Below are 22,000 nucleotides of genomic sequence, written 5' to 3'. Positions count from 1 at the left end.
GGGTATATGCCGGTCACCGCGCCCGGGGTGTGACGGCCACGGATAGCTGCGCAGGCTGGGGGTTGGGCGACTCCCGGCGAATATGGGCGAGCCCCCCGTGGGTGGTGGCATCACGGGGGGTTCGTTCTGTTCGTTGGCCTCTGCGGGCTGGTGGGGGCTTGTCGCGCAGTTCCCCGCGCCCCTGGCGGGCGCCCCTTCGGGGCGGCCCTTCAGCGGGGGCCGGCTACTCCACCGTTACCGACTTTGCGAGGTTCCTCGGCTTGTCGATGTCTCGGCCCAGGGTCAATGCCGTGTGGTAGGCGAGGAGTTGGAGGGGGATGCCCAGCAGGATCGGGTCCAGCTCGTCCTCGTTCTTCGGGACGATGATCGTCTCGTCGGCCTTCTCCTGGTTCTGGTGGGCCACCGCGAGGATTCGGCCGCTGCGGGCCTTGATCTCCTCCAGGGCGGCGCGGTTCTTCTCCAGGAGGTCGTCGTTCGGGACGATCGCGACCGTGGGCAGCGCGGGCTCGATGAGGGCCAGCGGGCCGTGCTTCAACTCCGAGGCGGGGTAGGCCTCGGCGTGGATGTACGAGACCTCTTTGAGCTTCAGGGAGGCCTCACGGGCCACCGGGTAGCCCCGGACGCGGCCGATGAAGAGCATCGAGCGGGCCTCGGCGTACTGCTCGGCCAGCTTCTTGATCTCCTCCTCCTGCGCCAGGATCTCGGAGATCTGCCCGGGCAGCCTGCGCAGGCCCTCGATGATCCGCTTGCCGTCCCGGACCGACAGGTCACGGGTGCGGCCCAGGTGCAGGGCGAGGAGCGCGAAGGCGACGGTGGTGTTGGTGAAGCACTTCGTCGAGACGACGCAGACCTCGGGGCCCGCGTGCACGTACATGCCGCCGTCCGCCTCGCGGGCGATCGCCGAACCGACCACGTTGACGATTCCCAGGACCCGCGCGCCCTTGCGCTTCAGCTCCTGTACGGCGGCCAGCACGTCGTACGTCTCACCGGACTGGGAGACGGCCACGTACAGGGTGTCGGGGTCGACGACCGCGTTGCGGTAGCGGAACTCGGAGGCCGGCTCGGCGTCGGCCGGGATACGGGCCAGCTCCTCGATCATCTGGGCGCCGATCATGCCCGCGTGGTACGAGGTGCCGCAGCCGAGGATCTTGACGCGCCGCACGGCACGCGCCTCGCGGGCGTCCAGGTTGAGGCCGCCGAGGTGGACCGTGGAGAAACGGTCGTCGATCCGGCCGCGCAGGACGCGGTCGACGGCCTCGGGCTGCTCGTGGATCTCCTTGTGCATGTACGTGTCGTGGCCGCCCATGTCGTAGGAGGCGGCCTCCCACTCCACCGTGGTCGGCTCCGCCGTGGTGCGGGTGCCTTCCGTGGTGTAGGTGCGGAAGTCGTCGGCCTTGAGAGTGGCCATCTCGCCGTCGTCCAGTGTCACTATCTGCCGCGTGTGGGTGACCAGCGCGGCGATGTCGGAGGCGACGAACATCTCCTTCTCGCCGATACCGAGCACGACCGGCGAGCCGTTGCGGGCCGTCACGATGCGGTCCGGGAAGTCGGCGTGCATGACGGCGATGCCGTACGTGCCCTCGATCACATGCAGCGCCTGGCGGACCTTCTCCTCCAGGGTGTCCGCCTGGGAGCGGGCGATGAGGTGGGTGAGGACCTCGGTGTCCGTCTCGGAGAGGAACTCGACGCCGTCGGCCTCCAGCTTCTTGCGCAGTTCGGAGGCGTTGTCGATGATCCCGTTGTGGACGACGGCGACCTTGTTGTCGGCCGACATGTGCGGGTGCGCGTTGTGGTCGGAGGGGGCGCCGTGCGTGGCCCAGCGGGTGTGGGCGATGCCGGTGGTGCCGGCGAAGCGCTTGGGGACCTTGGCCTCCAGGTCCCGGACCCGGCCCTTGGCCTTGACCATCTTCAGGCCCGTCGCCTTCGGCGAGGTCACGACGATGCCCGCCGAGTCGTAGCCGCGGTACTCCAGGCGCTGCAGGCCTTCGAGGAGCAGCGGAGCCACGTCACGCCTGCCGATGTATCCGACAATCCCGCACATATATGAGTGTCCCTGTCCCTGTCGTAGTCGTACGTGGTTGTACTTAGTCGTACGTGGTCGTTGCTTGGGTGAGCTAGCCGTAGACGATGCGGCGTAGCTGCCGGAGGGTGAGCTCCGGCGGTGCGACCGCGCGGTGTCGCAGCTCCGCCTCGATCCGGTCGAAGATCTCCGTGTTCACCAGTCCCTGGCCCTGGAGTTCACGGTGGCGGCGACGGACATGATCCTCGGTTGTCTCGTCGAAGTAGGCGAGAACGTCCTGAATCACCCGCAGTGCCTCGCCCCGGGAGAGGGGTGTGGTACGTGTCAGATGATCAACGAGTTCGTCGTGCACCCGACGATCCTGAGGTAAAGCGTCGGCAATCGCAAGAATCCTGCCCGATATCGGGCAACGGTCTGTTGAAACTCTCATGGGACCCTGTTCGGTGCCTGTTCACCCTGTGTCCTGCGTGGCGATGGGTACCCAGAGCACCGTTTTCAGCCATGGACACTCCTCGCATGGGCGTACCCGAGCAGCTCGCCGACCGCATGAGCATGGCTGAGCAGCACGAGTACCTTCGCGCCAAGTTCTCGCGGCGCACGATGATCAGAAGCGGTGCCGTCACCGTCGGCGCCGTCGCGGGCGGAGCGTTCGTGCCGGGCGCAGCCCAGGCCGCGACACGGACCTCCGTACCGACGCAGACGCACACACAGCCCGAGAAGGTCGACGGCGCGCTCGTCGCCCCCTTCGGCCGTCACCTCGCCTGGGGCAACGACCCCCGCACGGAGATCACCGTCTCCTGGCAGGTCCCGGTCGCGGTGAAGAAGCCCTTCATCCGGATCGGCGCCCACCCGTGGGACCTCTCCCGCAAGATCGAGGCCGAGGTCCGCACCCTCTACACCCCGGCCGGTATCGGCGCCAGCGGCGACCACACCCAGTACTACCTGCACGCCAAGCTCAGCCACCTGCGCCCGGGGAAGACCTACTACTACGGCGTCGGCCACGCGGGCTTCGACCCGGCCGAGGCGCACCTGCTGGGCACGCTCGGCACCTTCACCACCGCCCCCGACCACAAGAAGCCGTTCACCTTCACGGCCTTCGGCGACGAGGGCGTCAGCTACCACGCCCTCGCCAACAACAGCCTGCTCCTCGGCCAGAACCCGGCCTTCCACCTGCACGCCGGCGACATCGCGTACGGCGACCCGGCCGGACAGGGCAAGGCCTCCGACACCGGCTTCGACTCGCGTGTGTGGGACCAGTTCCTCGCGCAGACCGAGTCGGTCGCCAAGTCCGTGCCGTGGATGCCGGCCTACGGCAACCACGACATGGAGGCCTGGTACTCGCCCAACGGCTACGGCGGCGAGGACGCCCGCTGGAACCTTCCCGACAACGGCCCGGACAAGAAGAACCTCCCCGGCGTCTACTCCTTCGTCTACGGCAACACGGCGGTCATCTCGCTCGACGCCAACGACATCTCCTTCGAGATCCCGGCCAACCTCGGTATCTCGGGCGGTACGCAGACCAAGTGGCTGGAGGCGCAGCTCAAGAAGTTCCGCGCCTCGAAGGAAGTCGACTTCGTCGTGATCTTCTTCCACCACTGCGCCTACTGCACCTCCACCGCGCACGCCTCGGAGGGGGGCGTGCGCCAGGAGTGGGTGCCGCTGTTCGAGAAGTACACGGTCGACCTGGTCATCAACGGCCACAACCACCAGTACGAGCGCACCGACGTCATCAAGGGCGGCGCGGTCACCAAGAAGCTCCCGATCGGCGGCACTTCGTACCCCGAGACCGAGGGCGTCGTCTACGTGACGGCGGGCGCGGCCGGCCGCAGCCTGTACGCGTTCACCGCCCCGCTCTCCTACGAGGGCCACGAGAACGAGGTCGACTCGGTCGCCTCCTTCATCAACACCAAGGACGGCAAGGTCAACGAGACGGTCACCTGGTCGCGCGTGCGCTACCTCGACTACTCGTTCCTCCGCGTCGACGTCACCCCCGCGTCCAAGGGCCGCCTCGCCACGCTGAGGGTGCGCGGTATCGCGGAGACGGGCGAGGAGGTCGACCACTTCACGGTCGCCCGCCGCGTACCCTGATCATGCGCGTATGCCCGGAAGGCAGGGCGTACGAGTGAGTTACGAGTGACACCGACAGGCGGTTCTCCGGCGCGTGTTCCTACATGCGCTTGAGGACCGCCTGTTTGGCGTGCGCGAACTCGTCGTCCGTGAGTACGCCGGTCTGGTGCAGCTCACCGAGTTCGCGCAGCCGTCGGAGGTGGGCGTCGTGGTCGTGTTCGGCCGACGGCGTGTTGTCGGCCGTGGGCCCGGTGATCTCCTTCCGCCGCTGCGACGGTACGTCCGTCACGGGCGTGGCCGGATGCGGCAGCCGGGCCTGGACGGCCGCCGCGACCAACGCCATCAGCGGGTCCTTCTTGAAACCCCACAGCTCGACGGAGTTGGGGTCGTACTTCGGCGGGGCCTTGGTCGGCGCGTTGCGCACACCGAAGCGCAGGTGGCCGTTCTCCAGGCCCACCGCCGGATGCCACTCTACGGCGACGATGTCGGCGACGGCCAGGGAACGGGGGCCGGCGGCGGCCTTCGCGTCCTCCGTCTTCCAGTTCCACTCCAGCCGGACGTGCTCACCGTCGAAGGCGGCGGTGCCGTCCCCGGCCGACACGGACAGCGGTACGGCGGGCCCGGGCAGCAGATACCGGTCCACGGCACCGGACGGCACCTCGTCGAGCAGCAGCGCGTTACGCACCTCGTCCACGAAGTACTCGGCGACGCCGTAGCGGTCGGACTCCACGTTCAGCTGGTACGGGTCGTCGGTCTCCGTCAGTTTGCCGCCGGTGGCCTGGAGCAGCGGGTCGGCGCCGTCGCGCAGCCGGAGCCTGAGGCGTCCCGCCTTTCTGCCCTGCTCGAAGGAGACTCCGGCCAACGCGTGCAGGGGGACGGTGAGTTCGCCCAGATCCTTGCGGAGCAGGCTGAGGTTCCTGTCGCGCCCCGGGGTGAGCCGGAGGGCGTCACCGTCGAAGACCCAGGTGCCGTCCTTCTGGATGATTTCCGCCATGGGGCTGATTGTTCCCGATGCCGCCCGCGATCGGGTTCTTCAGGTTGCCGATCAGCTGGAGGGCGCCTGCCGGATCCGCCAGATCCACCATCTGCTTGTTGTTGCGCAGCTGCAGCCGGTTGAGGCAGGACAGGGCGAACTCGGGGGCGAACATGTCGTACTGTCGGAATTTGTCGGCCAGTTGGGGGTTCGCCTCCTGGTAGGCATGGGTGACCTCGGCGACCGTTCGCCAGAAGTCGTCCTCCGTCAGGACGCCTTCGGTGGCGAGGTTCGCGGCCAGGAAGCGGAAGAAGCAGTCGAAGACGTCCGTGAAGACGGAGAGGAGCTTCTTCTCCTCCGGGACGTCCACCCGCAGTCGCTCGACCGTCGGCGGCAGTACCGCGTCCGGGTCCATGACGGCGATCTCCTCCGCGATGTCCTTGTAGATCGCGCGCTGGACCGCGCCGGCCCGCAGGACGAGGATGACGTTCTCGCCGTGCGGCATGTAGACCAGGTCGTAGGCGTAGAAGCTGTGCAGGAGCGGGGTGAAGTAGGCGCGGAGGTAGCTGCCCAGCCACTCCTTCGGGGGCAGGCCCGACTGCTCGACGAGCGCCGCCGCGAAGGAGCGGCCCTCGTGGTCGACGTGGAGCAGGGAGGCCATCGTCGCGAGCGACTCGCCCTCCCCGAGGGACGGCACCGGGCTCTCGCGCCAGAGCGCGGCCAGCATTTTGCGGTAGGGGGAGTAGCGGTCGGTGGCGGCCTCGTACTCCAGGTGGCGGTAGCCGACGGCAGCGCGCTCCCGGATGATCGACAGACCTGTCGACTTCAACACCGGGTCGTTGTCGATGAGCCCGGCGAGCCAGTCGTTGATGGCCGGGGTCGCCTCCATGTAGGCGGCCGAAAGCCCGCGCATGAACCCCATGTTGAGGACCGAGAGAGCTGTTTTGACGTAGTGCTTCTCAGGGTCGGTCCGGTTGAAGAAGGTCCGGATGGACTGCTGGGCGAGGTACTCGTCGTCGCCCTCGCCCAGGCAGACCAGGTGCCGCTGGGCGATCTCGGCGGCGAAGGTGACGCTGAGCTTGTTCCACCACTGCCATGGGTGCACCGGGATGAAGAGGTACTCGGTGGGGTCGAGGCCCTGGTCGGACAGTTTCGTACGGAAGCGGACGACCGTCTCCTGCCCCAACTCGGCGCGCAGGAAGGCCTCGTACTCGATGCCGACGCCCGCCGTGAACGCGGCGCGGGAGCGGTGCGCGGCCAGCCACACCAGCCGGACCGGGCTCGCGGTCTCGGGTGCGTACGAGAGGTACTCGTGCACGCCGAATCCCAGTCGGCCGTTGTTGGCGACGAAGCAGGGGTGACCCTCGGTCATCCCGGTCTCGATCTCCTGGAAGCCGCTGGTCACGAGCTCGGCGACGGGGATCTGCGGCTTGGCGAGCTTGTAGCAGGTGCCGGAGAGGGTGGAGGAGATCTCCTCCAGGTACACGGGCAGGACCTCGTCGCTCAGGCCGAGCGATTTCCGCAGCTCGATGAAGAAGTCGAGGGCGGCGAGCGGGAGTTGGGCCCCGTTGCGTTGCCGGGTGATGGAGTCGGCGTCGACCTGCCAGTGGTCGAGGGCGTGGCGGGTGGCGGTGAAGCGGTAGCGGGTCAGGCCGTCGTCGCCGAGTACGACGTACCGGTTCCCGTTCTCGGCCTGCTCGGGTTCGGGGGTGATCAGGCGTTCGTGCGCGAACTCGGCGAGGGCCTTGCGGATGAGGAGGCGGTTGGCCTGCTCCCAGCGTTCGGGGGAGAGGTGGGCCGTGGCGTCGACGAGGCTCATACGGACATCGCCTTCCCCGTGGTCTTCCTTGCGGCCTTCTTCGTCGCCTTCTCGAACTGCTCGCGGGTGCAGAAACTCAGCAACGCCTTCTTCTCCGGCTTCTGTATCTCTCGCTCGGGCACGAACCCGACGGCTTCGTTGAGGGCATGCACGGCCGTGTTGGTCACATCCGGCTCGACGACGACGCGGGCGGTGCGCGGGTCCTCGAAGAGGTGTGCCATCACGGTGGTGATGACGGCCCTGGTGAACCCGGGCACAGGTGTGTCGGTCGCCGGCACCAGGAAGTGCATGCCGACATCACCGGGCTCGGGCTCGTACAGACCGACCAGCTCGCGGTGGACCGGGTCGTACCGCTCCATCAGGAAGGCGGGTTCGCCGTCCCGGAGACCGAGAAGGGCCTCCTGGTGCTCGTCGGCGGCGACCTCCATATAGGCCCGCTCGACGTCTTCGAGCCGGGCGTCCAGCATCATCCAGTAGGCCGCCTTGGGGTGCGTGAGCCAGCTGTGCAGCAGCTCGGCGTCCCGGAGCGGGTCGAGCAGGCGAACGGTCAGGCTGCCTACGGCGGTTGAGGTGCTCATACGGCGAACTCCTGGAAGGCGATGGTCTTCTCGACCGGGTAGTACTCGCTGCCGAGCAGCTCGCCGATGATGAAGCTGTTGCGGTACGCGCCCATGCCCAGGTCGGGCGACGTGATCGAGTGCGTGTGGACACCGGAGTTCTGCAGGAAGATCCCGCGTCCGGTCGTGTCGATCGTGTAGTTGCGGGCGATGTCGAAGTTGCCCTGGGTGTCGTAGCGCAGCCGGTCGCGGACGGGCCCCAGGAACTCGGGCTCGGCGTACTTGTAGCCGGTGGCGAGGATCAGGCCCTGGGTGTCCAGGGTGTAGTCCTTCTCCTGCTCCTCCTGGCGCAGCCCGAGCGTGTAGGTCCCGCTGCTGTTCTCGCTGCCACTGCTACTTCCGCTGGCGCTTTCGTAAGTCACCGTGTTCAGTGCGGAGTTGGTGAGCAGACGGGTGGGGACCGGGCCGCCGAGGTTCTTCCGGTAGAGCAGGTCGAAGATCTCGTTGATCAGCTCGCCGTCGATCCCCTTGAACAGGCCCTTCTGCTCCTGCGTGAGGCGGTAACGGGTCCGCTCGGGCAGCGCGCGGAAGTAGTCGACGTACTCCGGGGAGGTCATCTCCAGCGTCAGCTTGGTGTATTCGAGCGGGAAGAAACGCGGCGAACGCGTCACCCAGTTGAGCCGGTAGCCGTGTACGTCGATCTCGCTGAGGAGGTCGTAGTAGATCTCGGCGGCGGACTGACCACTGCCGACGAGCGTGATCGACTCCTTGGCCTGCAACTCCCGCTTGTGCCGCATGTACTGGGAGTTGTGGATGAAGTCGCCGGCCAGGTCCGCGCACGGCTCCGGGATGTACGGGGGAGTGCCGGTGCCGAGGACGAGCTTGCGCGCCCGGTGCACATCACCGGCGACCGTGCGAACGACGTACAGCTCGTCCTCGTCCGCGTAAGTCACCTCCGCGACCGTGGTGTTGAAGCGGACGCTGCGGAGTTTGTGGGCGGCCCAGCGGCAGTAGTCATCGTACTCGACGCGCAGGGGGTAGAAGTTCTCGCGGATGTAGAACGAGTAGAGACGGCCCGATTCCTTCAGGTAGTTGAGGAAGGAGTACGGGGAGGTCGGATCGGCGAGGGTGACGAGGTCCGACATGAACGGCGTCTGGAGATGGGCGCCGTCGAGGAACATTCCCGAATGCCATTCGAAGTCGGGCTTCGATTCCAGGAAGAGGCCGTCGAGTTCGTCGATCGGCTCGGTGAGACAGGCGAGTCCGAGATTGAAGGGACCGAGACCGATCCCTATGAAGTCGTAGGTCTTGCGCACTGCTTCGGTCCTTTTCATGGCTTCGGCTTCAGGAAGCGACGGAAGTGAAGGAAGTGACGGAAGCAACGCGGTCAACGCATTCTCCGAGGTACTGCTCGGCATGGCCGGCGATCAGATCGAGTACGGCGGTGATGTCGTCCGTCGTGGTCTCGGGGTTGAGCAGGGTGAGCTTGAGGTAGTGCCGTCCGCCGACCTTCGTCCCGGCGACCACGGCCGCACCGGAGGCGAACAGGGCCTTGCGGGCGTACAGGTTGGCGCGGTCGATGTCCGCGGGGTCGGTGACGGCGGCGGGGATGTAGCGGAAGACGAGGGTGGAGAGGGAGGGCTCGACGACCACGTCGTAGCGCGGGTCGGCGGCCAGGATCTCCCAGCCCTCCTGGGCCAGGTCGCACACCTCGTCGAAGAGTTCGCCGATGCCGTCGGCGCCCATCACGCGCAGGGTCATCCACAGCTTGAGCGCGTCGAAACGACGGGTCGTCTGCAGGGACTTGTCCACCTGGTTGGGGATGCGCTCCTGCACCATGCGGCGCGGGTTGAGGTACTCCGCGTGATAGGTGGCGTGCCGGAGCGTGGCCGCGTCCCGGACCAGTACCGCGCTCGAACTCACGGGCTGGAAGAAGGACTTGTGGTAGTCGACGGTGACCGAGTCGGCGCGCTCGATGCCGGTGAGGAGGTCCCGGCGCCTGACCGAGGCGAGCAGTCCGCAGCCGTAGGCGGCGTCGACGTGCAGCCAGGTGCCGTACTGGGCACAGAGTTCGGCGATCTCGGGCAGCGGGTCGATGGAGCCGAAGTCGGTGGTGCCGGCGGTGGCGACGACGGCCATGGCGACCAGCCCGTCGCGCTGGCAGCGCTCCAACTCGTGGGCGAGGGCGACGGTTTGCATCCGCTTGTCGTGGCCGACGGGGATGGAGACGACCGCGTCGGGGCTCAGCCCGAGGAGCTTCGCGGACTTCTTCACGCTGAAGTGGCTGACCTCGGAGGCGAAGATCCGCAGGTCGGCGGCGGACTCGCTCTTCGCCTCCTCCCGGGCCAGCAGCAGCGCCTGGAGGTTGGACTGGCTGCCGCCGCTGGTGAAGACGCCGTCGGCGGCGGGGCCGAGGCCGATGCGCTCGTTGGTCCAGTCGATCAGTTTGCGCTCGATGAGGGTGCCGCCGGCCGACTGGTCCCAGGTGTCGAGGGAGGAGTTGACGGCGGAGAGGATCGCCTCGCCGAGCACCGCGGGTATGACGACCGGGCAGTTGAGGTGGGCGAGGTAGCGCGGGTGGTGGAAGTACACCGCGTCGTGCAGATAGACCTCTTCGAGCTCGTCGAGGGCGGCGGCCTCGTCGAGGAGGGGCCGGTCCAGGTCGATCCGGTCGATGCGGGGTGCGAGGGCGTCGACCGTGACGCCGGTGAACGGACGGTCCGTGGTGGCGAGTTTCGCCGCCACCCGCTCGACTCCTTCGGTCACGGAACGGCGGTACCGCTCCGCCGTCGTGTCATTGAGCAGGTGCGAGCGCATCGGGGGAGCCTCCGGAGGGACAGAGAGGGCAGGTGCGGGTCCGGCGTACCGAACGATCAACTTAGGTTAGCCTAACCTAAGTTTCCGTGAATCATCGGCCCCACCGTCACGGCTGTGAGCTGGGTCTTTCCCGTCATCGGCCTCTCCCGTCATTCGGACCGCTCGCGCAGCTGCTCCTCGCTCAGCCCGCGCCGCCAGTAACCGACGAACGTGACGGCCCGACGGTCGAGTCCGCGCTCCCGTACGAGATGCCGGCGCAGCTCCTTCACGGCGGACGACTCGCCCGCTATCCAGGCGTACGGCCACTCGGCGGAGGGGAGTTGGGCGGCTCGGATCGCTTCCAGGGCGGTGGGGGCGCCTACGCCCACGCCGGCACCGGTGGCCGCGCCGCGCACGAGCCAGGTGATCTCGGCGTCGGCGGCGGTCACCAGATCCTGGATGTCCCCGGCGTGCCCTGCCTCCAGCCAGACCTGGGCCCGGGTGCCGGCGGGCAGTGATTCGAGGATCGCGGAGGCTGCCGGTACGGCGGTCTCGTCCGCCCAGATGACGACGAGATCGGTGCCGGTCGGCGGGCGGAAGCGGATCGCGCGGTTGTCGGCGACCGCCGGCCCGAGCAGGAGGACCCGGTCCCCGGCGCCGGCCCGGGAGGCCCAGCGGGAGGCGGGCCCGGCGGGGGCGACGGCACCGGGCCCGACGCCGTGCAGAACGAAGTCGATGTCGATCTCCGTCGTACGGCCGTGAGCGTCGGCGCGCAGCGCGCGGAGTGTGTACGAGCGCATCACCGCCCGTACGTCGTCCGGGAGTTCACGCCACCCCTGCCACCACCCGTCGCCCAGCTCGACGGGCACGGCGGGGGCGTCCTGTCCCGGGTGCGGAAGGAAGAGGGACAGGCTCTGGTCGCGTCCGTCGGAGAAGAAGGCCGACAGATCGTCCCCGGCGAAGGTGATCCGGACGAGGGAGGGGCCGAGGCGTGCGGTGCGAATTACCTGGAGCGCGAAGAATCGGAAGGGGGCGGCGACGGCGGTGGTCATGCGAACTCCTGATGGTTGTCAGGGGCGCAGAAAACGCGCCCCGAAAGGGGCGCGGGGAACTGCGCGACCAGCCACGACGGGCCCGCAGTTCCCCACCACCGATGAAGCTTCTGACTCTTAACCGACCTTCTTCGCCTTCTCGATCGCCTCGGCGAGCGAAGTGAGAAGCGGCGTGCACTTGTCGTACGAAAGAATCGGCTCGGGATTGCGCGCGATCACCTGACCGGCCTTCACGGCAGGCAGCTGCTTCCAGGTCGCCTCGGTGATGTCGGCGGGCTGGATGGCCGACGTACGGTTGTCCATCATGATCACGTCGGCCTGGTACTTGTCGACGTTCTCCCAGCTCAGGCTCTCGTACCAGCCGCCGCTCGCCTTCAGGACATCGGCGGCGGGCTCGACGAAGTTCACGCCGAGTGCCTTGAAGTACTCCAGGTCGATGGAGAGGTTGGAGCCGGACACGTAGAAGATGTCCTGGCTCGCGGAACCGACCAGCACCCTGACGTCCGGCTTGGCCTTAGTGGCGGCGCGCAGTCGGGCGGCGGCGTCCTCGAAGGCCTTCTTCGCGGCGGTCACCTTCGCGGAGGCGGTGTCCGCGCCGAGGGTTTTGGCCAGCTCCAGCATGCGCTGCAGCGGCTGGTCGAGCTGGATGTCGAACACGGAGATGCCGACGGTCGGGGCGCCGACGGCGAGGATCTTCTCCTTGGACTCCTCGGGGACGTACCAGAGGGTGCCCGCACTGTCGAACATCGTGGTGACGAGGAGGTCCGGGGCGAGGGCCGCGTACTTCTCGATGTTGAACTGGCCCCACTCGTTGCCGAGGACGGTCACCTTCGTGACGTCCATGTCGCCGGCCTGGACATCTGCCTTGCCGTCCTTGGTCGTGGTCGGACCGAACACGCCCTTGACCTCGACGCCGTAGTCGTGGAGCGCGGCGGCGACACCGGTGAACGCGACGATGCCGGTCGGCACCTTGTCGGCCTTGGCGGTCTGGCCGCGGTCGTCCTTGAACGACCAGGGCCCGGCGGGAGGAGTCGCGGCGGCCTTCGACGTGTCAGCGCCCGCGCCCGCTCCACCGCTTTTCGCGTCCTCGTCCCCGCAGGCGGCGAGGACGGCCCCGAGGCCGAGGGCGCCGCCTGCGGCGAGGATGCCGCGGCGGGAGAGGTGGGTGGCACGGGCGTTGGACATGAGGTGGCTGCTTTCGAACAGGGCGGTTCGGCCCGTCGGACAATTCGCTAGGAAGGTTAGCCTAACCTCACCTGATGTCCGGTGGTCGGTCCGGTCCACCTCCTCCGTTGCTGTCGCCTTCGTGGTGAAGGGTGACGGTGAATCGATTCGGCAGACGATTGCCCCTTGTGTGTAGGAAGTGTGTTCTTGATGTGTTTGAATCAAGTGCAACTCGGCCAGGTGGCTTGAACTGTCCGCCAGGTTCCCCGTGCCCTGCTCCCCAGCAGGGTTGCCGTGCGTGCTGGTTCCAGCCACTTGGCCGAGCCGCCGGCAACAGCGTGTCGGCACACCGCTTTTGTGGTGCCGACTGCCGTGCACGCACGCGAAGGGAACCCGTATGACCGCCACCGTCTCCAACTTCTACTACGGAGCCGTGACCCTGATCGCCGCCTACCTGATGGCCTGCCTCGGCGCCGGGCTCGGGCTGCGGTGCACTACGCGGTCTCTGCGGCGCCCGCAGCGCAGGACGGGGTGGCTGGCGCTGGGCGCCGTGTCGATCGGCTGCGGTATCTGGACCATGCACTTCATCGCCATGATCGGCTTCAGCGTCCAAGGCGCGCTGGTCCACTACGACATGACGAAAACGCTGCTCAGTCTTGTCGTCGCCATCGCCGTGGTCGCCGTCGGCGTGTTCCTTGTCGGGTACCGGGGCGCGTCCCCCCTCAATCTGGCAACCGCGGGTACGGTCACCGGGCTCGGGGTCGCGGTCATGCACTACGTCGGTATGGCCGCCATCCACACCAACGGCACCATCGGCTACGACGCGCCGACCGTGATCCTGTCCGTCGTCATCGCCGTCGCGGCCGCCACGGCGGCACTGTGGGCGGCGGTCTCCATCCACACCCTGTGGGCCAGCCTCGGCGCGAGCCTGGTGATGGGTGTGGCCGTGACCGGCATGCACTACACCGGCATGGCCGCCGTCTCCGTCCATCTCACCGGCGTCACCGAGACCGCCCAGTCGTCGACCGACCTGCTGTCGTTCCTCCTGGTCATGCTCGCCGGCCCGCTCACCGTCCTCCTGATCTCCGCCGTCATCGTCATGTTCGACCCCGACATGATGCTCAACGAGGACAGCTGGGACGGGACATCACCGGCGGTGCTGCAGGGGACCGGCCCCGACAATCGGGTGCGGCAGGCGTCCCGGTCTGTGTAGGTCCGGGGCGGGGGTGGACGTGAGGTGGTCCCTCGTCTGCCCCCGACGGGGGATGATCAGCGGGTGACCGAGCACTGCTGTACGGAGATGGCCCGCCGCGTGGACCCGCACTGTGACGTCCATGCCGATCCGTACGCCTGCCCGGACGCGCTCGTCGGCTTTGTCGCGAAGTTCCAGGAGTACGGGCTGGTCGTCCACGACGGTGGTACCGCCATGATCGGCATCCTCTTCTGTCCGTGGTGCGGCCGGCGGTTGCCCGAGTCGCAGCGGGACCGGTGGTTCGACGAGCTGGAGGCTCTGGGCGTCGACCCGGGGGAGGACGACGTGCCCGTGGAGTTCGAGGACGGCAGCTGGCTCAGTGGGCCCACTGGCTGATTTTCGCCGCATCGGCCATCCTCGTGTCCTCGAACTCCCTTGCGAAATATGCCAGTTGCGATCACGCTTCTGCAGTCGACGGGGGTCGGGGGCGGGAGCCGGAAGTGGAGGCTGGGGCGGGGATGAGTGCTACGGAGAAGGCCGTTGACGCGGCTGGGGGAGCGGTGGACGCGGCGGACGCGGTAGCGGGGGTGGTGCGGAGTGACGCTGCTCTGCTGGAGGACGATCTGGCCGAGTTCCTCGCGTCGTTGACCGCTCCTGCGGCGGTCCCGGCGCAGTCCGTCTACGAGGCCGCCCTGCGGCGCTCCCTCTATGAGCCCGTCGCCGACGCCGTCGGCTCCAAGGTGGGCCAGGAGGCGCTGCCGCCGACCGCCGGGGCGCCCGGCGGCAACCGGGCCCCGCTGCGGCCGTCGATGGTGTACTGGGCCTACCGCAACTACCGGGGCTTCCCCGACGAGACCGGGAACGGGACCGGGGGCGACGATTCCGCGGCCGACCTGGCCGTCGTCCGGCGGGCCGCGGTTGCCGTGCGGGTCATGCTGAAGGCATTCGTCGCCATCGACGACATCCAGGACGGCAGCGACGTCCGCTACGGCGAACCCGCCCTCCACGTCACCCATGGCGTGCCCCTCGCGCTCAACACCGGGTCCTGGCTGATCGCGGCCGTCCTGCGGCACGCCGCTGACCCCGCTGTCGTGGACAGCCTCGCGCGGGCCGTCGAGAGCGGCTTCACCGGGCAGGCCGTCGACCTGTCCACGCGTACGGCCGAGACCCGCGCCGAGTTGCTGGCCGCGCCCCTCGAAGAGCGCGTGGCCTACTGGGAGTCGCTCGCCGCCCTCAAGACCGGCACGTTGTTCCGGATGCCGCTCGACTCCGCCCTCGCGGCCTTGCGTGTCGTCGAGGACGAGCAGTACGTCCTGGACGCCGCGATGCGCCAACTGGGCCTGGCGAGCCAGCTGTTCAACGACCTCACCGACTTCGTACCCGAGTTCGGCGGGGGGCGGATCCATGAGGACTACGACGGGCTCAGCAACCGGGTCTTCCTCGAACTGATCGAACCGGACTCCTCGCCTATGGCCGGGGAGCAGCTGAAGTCGTACGTCCTCGGGCATCCGAAACTGGAGCCGACGCTTCTCTCGCTCGCCGCCGAAGCGGTCCGGCTGAAGCGTGAGGCCAAGGAGAGCGTGTACCGGGTGTGCCGGTCCGACCGCAGCGCCGCCTACTTCGACCTCACGATCGAGCGCAAGGGCTATCTCATCGACCGTCTCCACCAGACACTCCAGCAGCGGAGCGGCGCGTGACGGCGGCGCCGGCCACGATGGTTGAGCGGCTGCGTACGAGCACACGCGACTGGCACGACGCCCTGGAGGCCACCCCTTTCGCGAGCGCGATGATCGCCGGGAACCTTCCTCTGGAGCGGTACGTCGGCCAACTTGCCGCCTATCGGTCGGTGTTGGGAGCGCTGGAAGGCGAACTCTCCCGCGTCACCGCCCCGGTCGCCGATGACCCGGTGTGGTCACCGGACCTTGGCAAACTCCCGCTCGTGGAGCGCGACTTGGCCTACTTCGCGAACCTCGGCACCGCGCCCGGCCCCTCGGCCGCCGTGGAGACGGAGGCGTTCGCGGCGGAGATCCGGCAGCGGGCCGCCGAGTCCGACCTCCCTGCCCTCCTCGGGTTCCTCTACGTCATGGAGGGCTCGACGCTAGGCGCCCTCTTCCTCCACCCGTACATCACCGCCACCTACCAACTGCCCGGCACGGACGGCGTCGCCTACTACACCAGCGGCGACCGCGACCGCTGGACCCGCTTCACCGCCCGAATGAACCAGGCGTTCGCCGAACCCGAGGCCCAGGACGCCGTCGTCGCGGCCGCCCGCCAGGCCTACGGCCACGTGGCCGCGATCACCAACGCCCTGTCCGAAGGCCTCGTCCCGGCCACCAGATGAACGCCGAGCCCCTGAAGCGGAGCGGGTGGTGCCGCCGGTGAACCCGCCGACACCACCCGGTATCGGCTCGGGGGACTGCACCTCCCCCTTGGTGAAGCAGTCAAGCTGGTGTCAGTGTGAGCTCAGCTCGCCAACCCCGCCCTCGGTCCCGCCCCCGTGCCCGACTTCTCGTCCGCCCCCAAGCCCAACTCCCGTGCGATCAGCATCCGTTGCACCTCACTCGTGCCCTCCCCGATCTCCAGGATCTTTGAGTCGCGCCACATTCGGGCCACCGGGTACTCGTTCATGAAGCCGTAGCCGCCGTGGATCTGGGTCGCGTCGCGGGCGTTGTCCACCGCGATCGTGGACGAGTACAGCTTGGCCAGGGCGGCTTCCTTCTTGAAGGGCTCGCCCGTTACCAGGCGGGAGGCCGCGTCGCGCCAGGCCAGGCGGGAGGTGTGGGCCTTCATCTCCATGTCCGCGATCTTGAACTGGATCGCCTGGTTCGCGCCGATCGGGCGCCCGAACGCCTGCCGTTCCTTGGCGTACTTCACCGACTCGTCCACGCAGCCCTGGGCCAAGCCGGTCGCCAGCGCCGCGATCGCGATGCGCCCCTCGTCGAGGATGCGCAGGAACTGGGCGTAGCCGCGCCCCTCCTCGCCGACCAGGTTCGCGGCCGGGACGCGTACGTCGGCGAAGGACAACTCCCTGGTGTCCGAGGCGTTCCAGCCGACCTTGGAGTACGGCGCCGCGACCGTGAAGCCCGGCGTGCCGGAGGGGACGAGGATCGCGGAGATGAGCGGCCTGCCGTCCGGCTTGCGGCCCGTCACCGCCGTCACCGTCACGAAGCCCGTGATGTCCGTACCCGAGTTGGTGATGAAGCACTTCGTACCGTTGATCACCCACTCGTCGGTGTCGGTGTCCAGGCGGGCCGTCGTCCGAGTCGCGCCCGCGTCCGAGCCGCCGTCCGGTTCCGTCAGGCCGAACGCACCCAGGATCTCGCCGGCGCAGAGACGCGGGAGCCACTCACGCTTCTGTGCCTCCGTGCCGAAGAGGTGGATGGGCATCGCGCCCAGCGAGACCCCCGCCTCCAGGGTGATCGCCACCGACGAGTCGACCCGCGCCAGTTCCTCCAGCGCGATGCCCAGCGCCAGATAGTCGCCGCCCATCCCGCCGTACTCCTCGGGGAACGGCAGTCCGAACAGGCCCATCCTGCCCATCTCGCGGACGATCTCGTACGGGAACTCGTGCCGCTCGTAGAAGTCGCCGATCTTCGGGGCCACGACGTCGTGCGCGAACTGCTCGACGGTACGGCGGAGTTCTTCCAGTTCGGGGGAGAGCTTGTGGTCCATGGTCCTTCACTGCTCCTGGGATTCCGTCGATTCCGCGGATTGCTCGGAATCCTTGTGGGAAAGGGCGCGTACGGTGCGGGACGGGCTCGGCCGGCCCAGCTGGTCGGCCATCCAGGTGCTCGTGGCGACGAGGCTGCCGAGGTCTACGCCGGTCTCGATGCCGAGGCCCTGGAGCATCCACACCAGGTCCTCGGTGGCCAGGTTGCCGGTCGCCGACTTGGCGAACGGGCAGCCGCCGAGACCGCCCGCGGATGCGTCGACCGTGGTGACGCCGTGCTGGAGCGCGGCCAGGGTGTTGGCGAGCGCCTGGCCGTAGGTGTCGTGGAAGTGCACGCCGAGCACGTTCGTCGGCACGCCCTGTTCGTTGAGGGAGGAGAGCAGCTCCAGGACATGTCCGGGGGTGGCGACGCCGATCGTGTCGCCCAGGCTCAGCTCGTCGCAGCCCATGTCCCGCAGCGCCGTGCAGACCCGCGCCACCTGGTGCACGGGGACCGCACCCTCCCAGGGGTCGCCGAAGCACATCGACAGATAGCCGCGTACGTGCGCGCCCTGGTCCTTCGCCCGCCGGACCACCGGCTCGAACATCGCGAGCGCCTCGTCGACCGTCCGGTTGAGGTTGGCCTTCGCGAAGGACTCCGTGGCGCTGGCGAAGACGGCGACCTGGCGTGCGCCGAGCGACAGGGCCCGGTCCAGGCCGCGTTCGTTCGGTACCAAAACCGGCAGCGCCACCCTCGGATCACTCTGCTTGCTCAGATCGCTGACGAGCGGGAACAGCTCTTCCGCGTCCGCCAGTTGGGGCACCCACTTGGGGTGGACGAAGCTGGTCGCCTCGATCGTCGTCAGGCCCGCGGCGGCCAGCCGGCGGATGAACTGCGCCTTCACCTCCGTCGGGACGGTCGTCTTCTCGTTCTGCAGACCGTCACGCGCGCCCACCTCGTGGATCCTGACCCGCGCGGGCAGATCCGGGGCCGGTACGACCATGGGAAGCGTCATTTCTCCTCCTCCGCCAAGGGCTCTGCTGGCTCTGTCGGGGGCTCTGTCGGGGCCTCTACGGGGGTGATCACGGCGAGTACCTGGTCCATCGCGACCGTTGTCCCCGGGGTGACGTCCAGCTCGGCGACCGTGCCCGCGTGCGGGGCGGCGATGACGTGCTCCATCTTCATCGCCTCGACCACCAACAGGCTCTGGCCGGCGGCCACTTCGTCCCCGACCGCCACCTTCACCACCGTCACAGTGCCGGGCATCGGCGCGGTCAGCGAGTCGGCTCCCGCGTGCGCGGCGCCGGTGAGCGAGGCCGCCACCGGGTCGTGGTCGCGCACCTGCCACGCGTCGCCGTCCCGGCCGAGCCAGTCGGCGGCGCGGTGGAAGGTGTGGCGGACGCCGTCCAGGACGACGGACACCTGGGCGTCGGTGACCGTGTGGGTGCCCCGGGGGACGTACTCCACGGGGTCCTGCACCCGCAGCCAGAAGGCCGCCGGCTTCGGTGTGCCCCCCAGCCGCCAACCGCTCGGCACGGAGAAGGGATCCGTCCAGCCGCCCTCCGTCGCCTTCGGCCGCAGCGCCTCCTGTCGTACGGCCGCCGCCGCCTCGTAGACCTCCTCCGGCACGCCGTCCGGGACGAGGGAGTCGACCTCACGTTCCACCAGCCCCGTGTCCAACTCGCCCGCCACGACCGCCGGATGGGCGAGCAGCCGGCGCAGGAAACCGGCGTTCGTCGGCACGCCCAGCGTGACCGTGTCCGCGAGGGCCGCCCGGAGTTTCCGGAGCGCCGTCGCGCGGTCGGGGCCGTACGCGATCACCTTGGAGAGCATCGGGTCGTACAGCGAACCGACCTCCGTGCCCTCGCTCAGCCCTGAGTCGGTGCGGACGCCGTCACCGGAGGGTTCGCGCAGGGCGAGCACCGTGCCGCCGGACGGCAGGAAGCCGCGCGCACCCGCCCGTACGGAGACGGTCTCCGCGCAGATCCGGGCCTCCACGGCGTGTCCGGTCAGCCGTACGTCCTCCTGCGTGAAGCCGAGCGGCTCGCCCGACGCCACCAGCAGCTGCCACTCCACCAGGTCGAGGCCGGTGACCAGCTCCGTCACCGGGTGTTCGACCTGGAGGCGGGTGTTCATCTCCATGAAGTAGTAGGAGGAGGGGTCGCTCCCCGGGACGATGAACTCGACAGTGCCCGCGCCCTCGTACCCGCACGAGCGGGCCGCCTGGACCGCCGCCTCGCCCATCGCCGCACGGGTCTCCTCGTCCAGGAGGACGGACGGCGCCTCCTCGATGAGCTTCTGGTGGCGCCGCTGGAGCGAACACTCACGCTCGCCCAGGTGTACGACGTTTCCGTGGGCGTCGGCCAGGACCTGGATCTCGATGTGCCGGGGCCGGTCCACCCACCGTTCGACGAGGAGCGTGTCGTCGCCGAAGGAGGCGCGGGCCTCGCGCCGCGCGGCGGCGATCTCCTCGGGCAGGCCGGCTGCGTCCCTGACGAGCCGCATGCCCTTGCCGCCGCCGCCCGCGCTCGGCTTGAGCAGCACGGGCATGCCGATCTCCCGTGCCGCGTCGGCCAGTTCGGCGTCCGTGAGGCCGCTGCCGCTCGACCCGGGGACCACCGGGACCCCGGCCGCGCGGACCGTCTCCTTGGCGCGGATCTTGTCGCCCATGAGGGCGATCGCGTCCGCCGGGGGACCGATGAACGCCAGCCCCGCCTCGGTGCACGCGCTCGCGAAGGCGGCGTTCTCGGCGAGGAAGCCGTACCCGGGGTGCACCGCCTGCGCGCCGGTGCGGGCGGCGGCTTCGAGGAGGCGGGGGACGGACAGATAGCTCTCCGCCGCTGCCGCCGGCCCGATCCGTACCGCCGTGTCGGCCGCGCGAACGTGCCGGGCGTCCGCGTCGGCGTCGGAGTGGACGGCGACCGAGCGCACCCCGAGGGAGCGCAGCGTACGGATGACGCGTACGGCGATCTCGCCCCGGTTGGCCACAAGTACCGTGTCGAACATGGACGTTCCCCTCACATCCGGAAGACGCCGAACTGGGGGTCGCCCAGTGGCGCGTTGGCGCAGGCGGTGAGCGCGAGACCCAGTACCTGGCGGGTTTCGAGGGGGTCGATGACTCCGTCGTCCCACAGGCGGGCGGTCGCGTAGTAGGCGTTGCCCTGGCGCTCGTACTGCGCGCGGATCGGGTCCTTGAAGGCGTCCTCGTCGGCAGCCGGCCAGGTCTCCCCGCGGGCTTCCAACTGGTCCCGCTTGACGGTCGCGAGGACGGACGCGGCCTGTTCGCCGCCCATGACCGAGATCTTGGCGCCGGGCCACATCCACAGGAAGCGCGGCGAGTACGCCCGGCCGCACATCGAGTAGTTGCCGGCGCCGTACGACCCGCCGACCACGACGGTCAGCTTGGGCACGCGCGTGCAGGCCACGGCGGTGACCATCTTGGCGCCGTGCTTGGCGATGCCACCCGCCTCGTAGTCCCGGCCCACCATGAAGCCGGAGATGTTCTGGAGGAACACCAGGGGGATGCCGCGCTGGTCGCACAGTTCGATGAAGTGGGCGCCCTTCTGGGCGGATTCGGAGAACAGGATGCCGTTGTTGGCGACGATCCCGACCGGGTGCCCGTGGATACGGGCGAAGCCGGTGACGAGGGTCTGCCCGAACTCGGCCTTGAACTCCGAGAAACCGGAACCGTCGACCACGCGCGCGATGATCTCCCGTACGTCATAGGGGGTGCGGGAGTCGACGGGCACGGCGCCGTAGAGCCCGTGGGGGTCGACCTTGGGTTCGACGGAGGGCCGGACGTCCCAGGGCAGTGGCCCGCGCGCGGGGAGGGTGGCGGCGATGTTGCGGACGATGCGCAGGGCGTGCGCGTCGTCCTCGGCGAGATGGTCGGTGACGCCTGACACGCGCGCGTGGACGTCCCCTCCGCCCAGTTCCTCGGCGGTGACGACCTCGCCCGTGGCGGCCTTCACGAGTGGGGGGCCGCCCAGGAAGATGGTCCCCTGGTTGCGGACGATGACGGCTTCGTCGCTCATTGCGGGAACGTAGGCACCACCGGCGGTGCAGGACCCCAGCACGGCGGCGATCTGCGGAATGCCGGCGCCGGACATCCGCGCCTGGTTGAAGAAGATCCGCCCGAAGTGGTCACGGTCGGGGAAGACCTCGTCCTGCATGGGCAGGAAGGCGCCCCCGGAGTCCACGAGGTAGACACAGGGAAGCCGGTTGTCGAGGGCGACCTCCTGCGCGCGCAGATGCTTCTTGACGGTCATCGGGTAGTACGTGCCGCCCTTGACGGTGGCGTCATTGGCGACGATCACGCACTCCCGGCCGCTGACCCGGCCGATCCCGGCGATGACACCGGCGGCGGGCGCCTGTCCCTCGTACATCCCGTCGGCGGCGAGGGGAGCGAGTTCCAGGAAGGGCGACCCGGGGTCGAGGAGCCGGTCGACGCGCTCCCGGGGGAGCAGCTTCCCGCGCGCGGTGTGCCTCGCCCGGGCCTTCTCGCCCCCGCCCAGCCGGGCCGCGGCCAGCTTTCCGCGCAGTTCCTCGACCAGGGCGCGGTGAGCCGTCTCGTTGGCCCGCCAGGCCTCCGACGCGGGGTCCGCCGCGCTGTGGAGCTCCGGTGCCTCCTGCATCCTGCGGTCCCCTTACCCAGGTCACCCAGTGGTTGGCTGATGGTCGACAAGTTAATGAGCGTTAACCCAACCCCTT

Annotated in this window: 18 protein-coding genes; 5 read left to right on the top strand and 13 right to left on the bottom strand. The window is 68.9% G+C overall.

What is annotated here, in order from left to right:
• Positions 1 to 223: 223 nt before the first annotated feature.
• Both glmS and OG241_RS20665 read right to left on the bottom strand, forming a co-directional pair.
• Positions 224 to 2,041 carry a glutamine--fructose-6-phosphate transaminase (isomerizing) gene (gene glmS, locus OG241_RS20670; protein WP_405817013.1) on the bottom strand — a complete coding sequence of 606 codons (1,818 nt, stop codon included), beginning with the start codon at positions 2,039 to 2,041 and terminating at the stop codon, positions 224 to 226.
• Positions 2,042 to 2,114: 73 nt separating this feature from the next.
• Entirely contained in the window at positions 2,115 to 2,372 is a 258-nt protein-coding gene (locus tag OG241_RS20665; RefSeq protein WP_405817012.1) for a hypothetical protein, read from the bottom strand.
• Positions 2,373 to 2,536: 164 nt separating this feature from the next.
• On the opposite strand from OG241_RS20665, the gene OG241_RS20660 reads away from it, so the two are divergent.
• Positions 2,537 to 4,108, top strand: coding sequence for a purple acid phosphatase family protein (locus OG241_RS20660; RefSeq protein ID WP_405826337.1), 1,572 nt, complete (start codon positions 2,537 to 2,539; stop codon positions 4,106 to 4,108).
• 79 nt (positions 4,109 to 4,187) lie between these two features.
• Here the strand turns inward: OG241_RS20660 and OG241_RS20655 are convergent, their stop codons facing one another.
• The 7 genes from OG241_RS20655 to OG241_RS20625 form a co-directional block, all read right to left on the bottom strand.
• Positions 4,188 to 5,081 carry a DUF4429 domain-containing protein gene (locus OG241_RS20655; RefSeq protein ID WP_405817011.1) on the bottom strand — a complete coding sequence of 298 codons (894 nt, stop codon included), beginning with the start codon at positions 5,079 to 5,081 and terminating at the stop codon, positions 4,188 to 4,190.
• Positions 5,035 to 6,879, bottom strand: coding sequence for an IucA/IucC family protein (locus OG241_RS20650; RefSeq protein ID WP_405817010.1), 1,845 nt, complete (start codon positions 6,877 to 6,879; stop codon positions 5,035 to 5,037). The genes OG241_RS20655 and OG241_RS20650 overlap by 47 nt, the downstream gene beginning before the upstream one ends.
• Positions 6,876 to 7,457, bottom strand: coding sequence for a GNAT family N-acetyltransferase (locus OG241_RS20645; protein WP_405817009.1), 582 nt, complete (start codon positions 7,455 to 7,457; stop codon positions 6,876 to 6,878). Before OG241_RS20645 ends, OG241_RS20650 begins: the two co-directional genes overlap by 4 nt.
• Entirely contained in the window at positions 7,454 to 8,770 is a 1,317-nt protein-coding gene (locus tag OG241_RS20640) for a lysine N(6)-hydroxylase/L-ornithine N(5)-oxygenase family protein (protein ID WP_405817008.1), read from the bottom strand. Before OG241_RS20640 ends, OG241_RS20645 begins: the two co-directional genes overlap by 4 nt.
• A gap of 10 nt (positions 8,771 to 8,780) precedes the next feature.
• Positions 8,781 to 10,253 (bottom strand): lysine decarboxylase DesA, encoded by a 1,473-nt coding sequence (desA, locus tag OG241_RS20635; RefSeq protein ID WP_405817007.1) that lies wholly within the window; start codon positions 10,251 to 10,253, stop codon positions 8,781 to 8,783.
• A gap of 149 nt (positions 10,254 to 10,402) precedes the next feature.
• Complete coding sequence (locus tag OG241_RS20630; protein ID WP_405817006.1) at positions 10,403 to 11,284, bottom strand: siderophore-interacting protein; 882 nt, start codon at positions 11,282 to 11,284, stop codon at positions 10,403 to 10,405.
• A 117-nt stretch (positions 11,285 to 11,401) separates the two neighbouring features.
• Positions 11,402 to 12,469 (bottom strand): ABC transporter substrate-binding protein, encoded by a 1,068-nt coding sequence (locus OG241_RS20625; RefSeq protein WP_405817005.1) that lies wholly within the window; start codon positions 12,467 to 12,469, stop codon positions 11,402 to 11,404.
• A gap of 376 nt (positions 12,470 to 12,845) precedes the next feature.
• Here OG241_RS20625 and OG241_RS20620 point away from each other — a divergent pair, with 376 nt between their 5' ends.
• From OG241_RS20620 to OG241_RS20605, 4 genes are all read left to right on the top strand, one after another.
• Positions 12,846 to 13,661: an MHYT domain-containing protein gene (locus OG241_RS20620; protein WP_405817004.1), complete on the top strand. Its 816-nt coding sequence runs from the start codon at positions 12,846 to 12,848 to the stop codon at positions 13,659 to 13,661.
• 63 nt (positions 13,662 to 13,724) lie between these two features.
• On the top strand, positions 13,725 to 14,036 hold the full coding sequence (locus OG241_RS20615) for a DUF6980 family protein (protein ID WP_405817003.1): 312 nt from the start codon (positions 13,725 to 13,727) through the stop codon (positions 14,034 to 14,036).
• Positions 14,037 to 14,158: 122 nt separating this feature from the next.
• The gene (locus tag OG241_RS20610; protein ID WP_405817002.1) at positions 14,159 to 15,337 is read left to right on the top strand and encodes a polyprenyl synthetase family protein; all 1,179 of its coding nucleotides are present in this window, start codon (positions 14,159 to 14,161) and stop codon (positions 15,335 to 15,337) included.
• Positions 15,334 to 15,981, top strand: coding sequence for a biliverdin-producing heme oxygenase (locus tag OG241_RS20605; RefSeq protein WP_405817001.1), 648 nt, complete (start codon positions 15,334 to 15,336; stop codon positions 15,979 to 15,981). The genes OG241_RS20610 and OG241_RS20605 overlap by 4 nt, the downstream gene beginning before the upstream one ends.
• Positions 15,982 to 16,103: 122 nt before the next feature.
• On the opposite strand, the gene OG241_RS20600 is transcribed toward OG241_RS20605, so the two are convergent.
• The 4 genes from OG241_RS20600 to OG241_RS20585 are packed head-to-tail and all read right to left on the bottom strand — an operon-like array spanning position 16,104 to position 21,924.
• Complete coding sequence (locus OG241_RS20600; RefSeq protein ID WP_405817000.1) at positions 16,104 to 17,312, bottom strand: acyl-CoA dehydrogenase family protein; 1,209 nt, start codon at positions 17,310 to 17,312, stop codon at positions 16,104 to 16,106.
• A 6-nt stretch (positions 17,313 to 17,318) separates the two neighbouring features.
• Complete coding sequence (locus tag OG241_RS20595; protein WP_405816999.1) at positions 17,319 to 18,305, bottom strand: hydroxymethylglutaryl-CoA lyase; 987 nt, start codon at positions 18,303 to 18,305, stop codon at positions 17,319 to 17,321.
• Complete coding sequence (locus OG241_RS20590; protein WP_405816998.1) at positions 18,302 to 20,296, bottom strand: acetyl/propionyl/methylcrotonyl-CoA carboxylase subunit alpha; 1,995 nt, start codon at positions 20,294 to 20,296, stop codon at positions 18,302 to 18,304. The genes OG241_RS20595 and OG241_RS20590 overlap by 4 nt, the downstream gene beginning before the upstream one ends.
• Positions 20,297 to 20,307: 11 nt before the next feature.
• The gene (locus tag OG241_RS20585; RefSeq protein WP_405816997.1) at positions 20,308 to 21,924 is read right to left on the bottom strand and encodes a carboxyl transferase domain-containing protein; all 1,617 of its coding nucleotides are present in this window, start codon (positions 21,922 to 21,924) and stop codon (positions 20,308 to 20,310) included.
• Positions 21,925 to 22,000: the final 76 nt, after the last annotated feature.

Origin of the sequence: Streptomyces sp. NBC_01390 (assembly GCF_045040105.1) — a bacterium.
In the GTDB taxonomy this organism is placed as follows: domain Bacteria; phylum Actinomycetota; class Actinomycetes; order Streptomycetales; family Streptomycetaceae; genus Streptomyces.
Note: the sequence above shows the minus strand (reverse complement) of the source record. Positions and strands in the feature narration are given on the sequence as shown.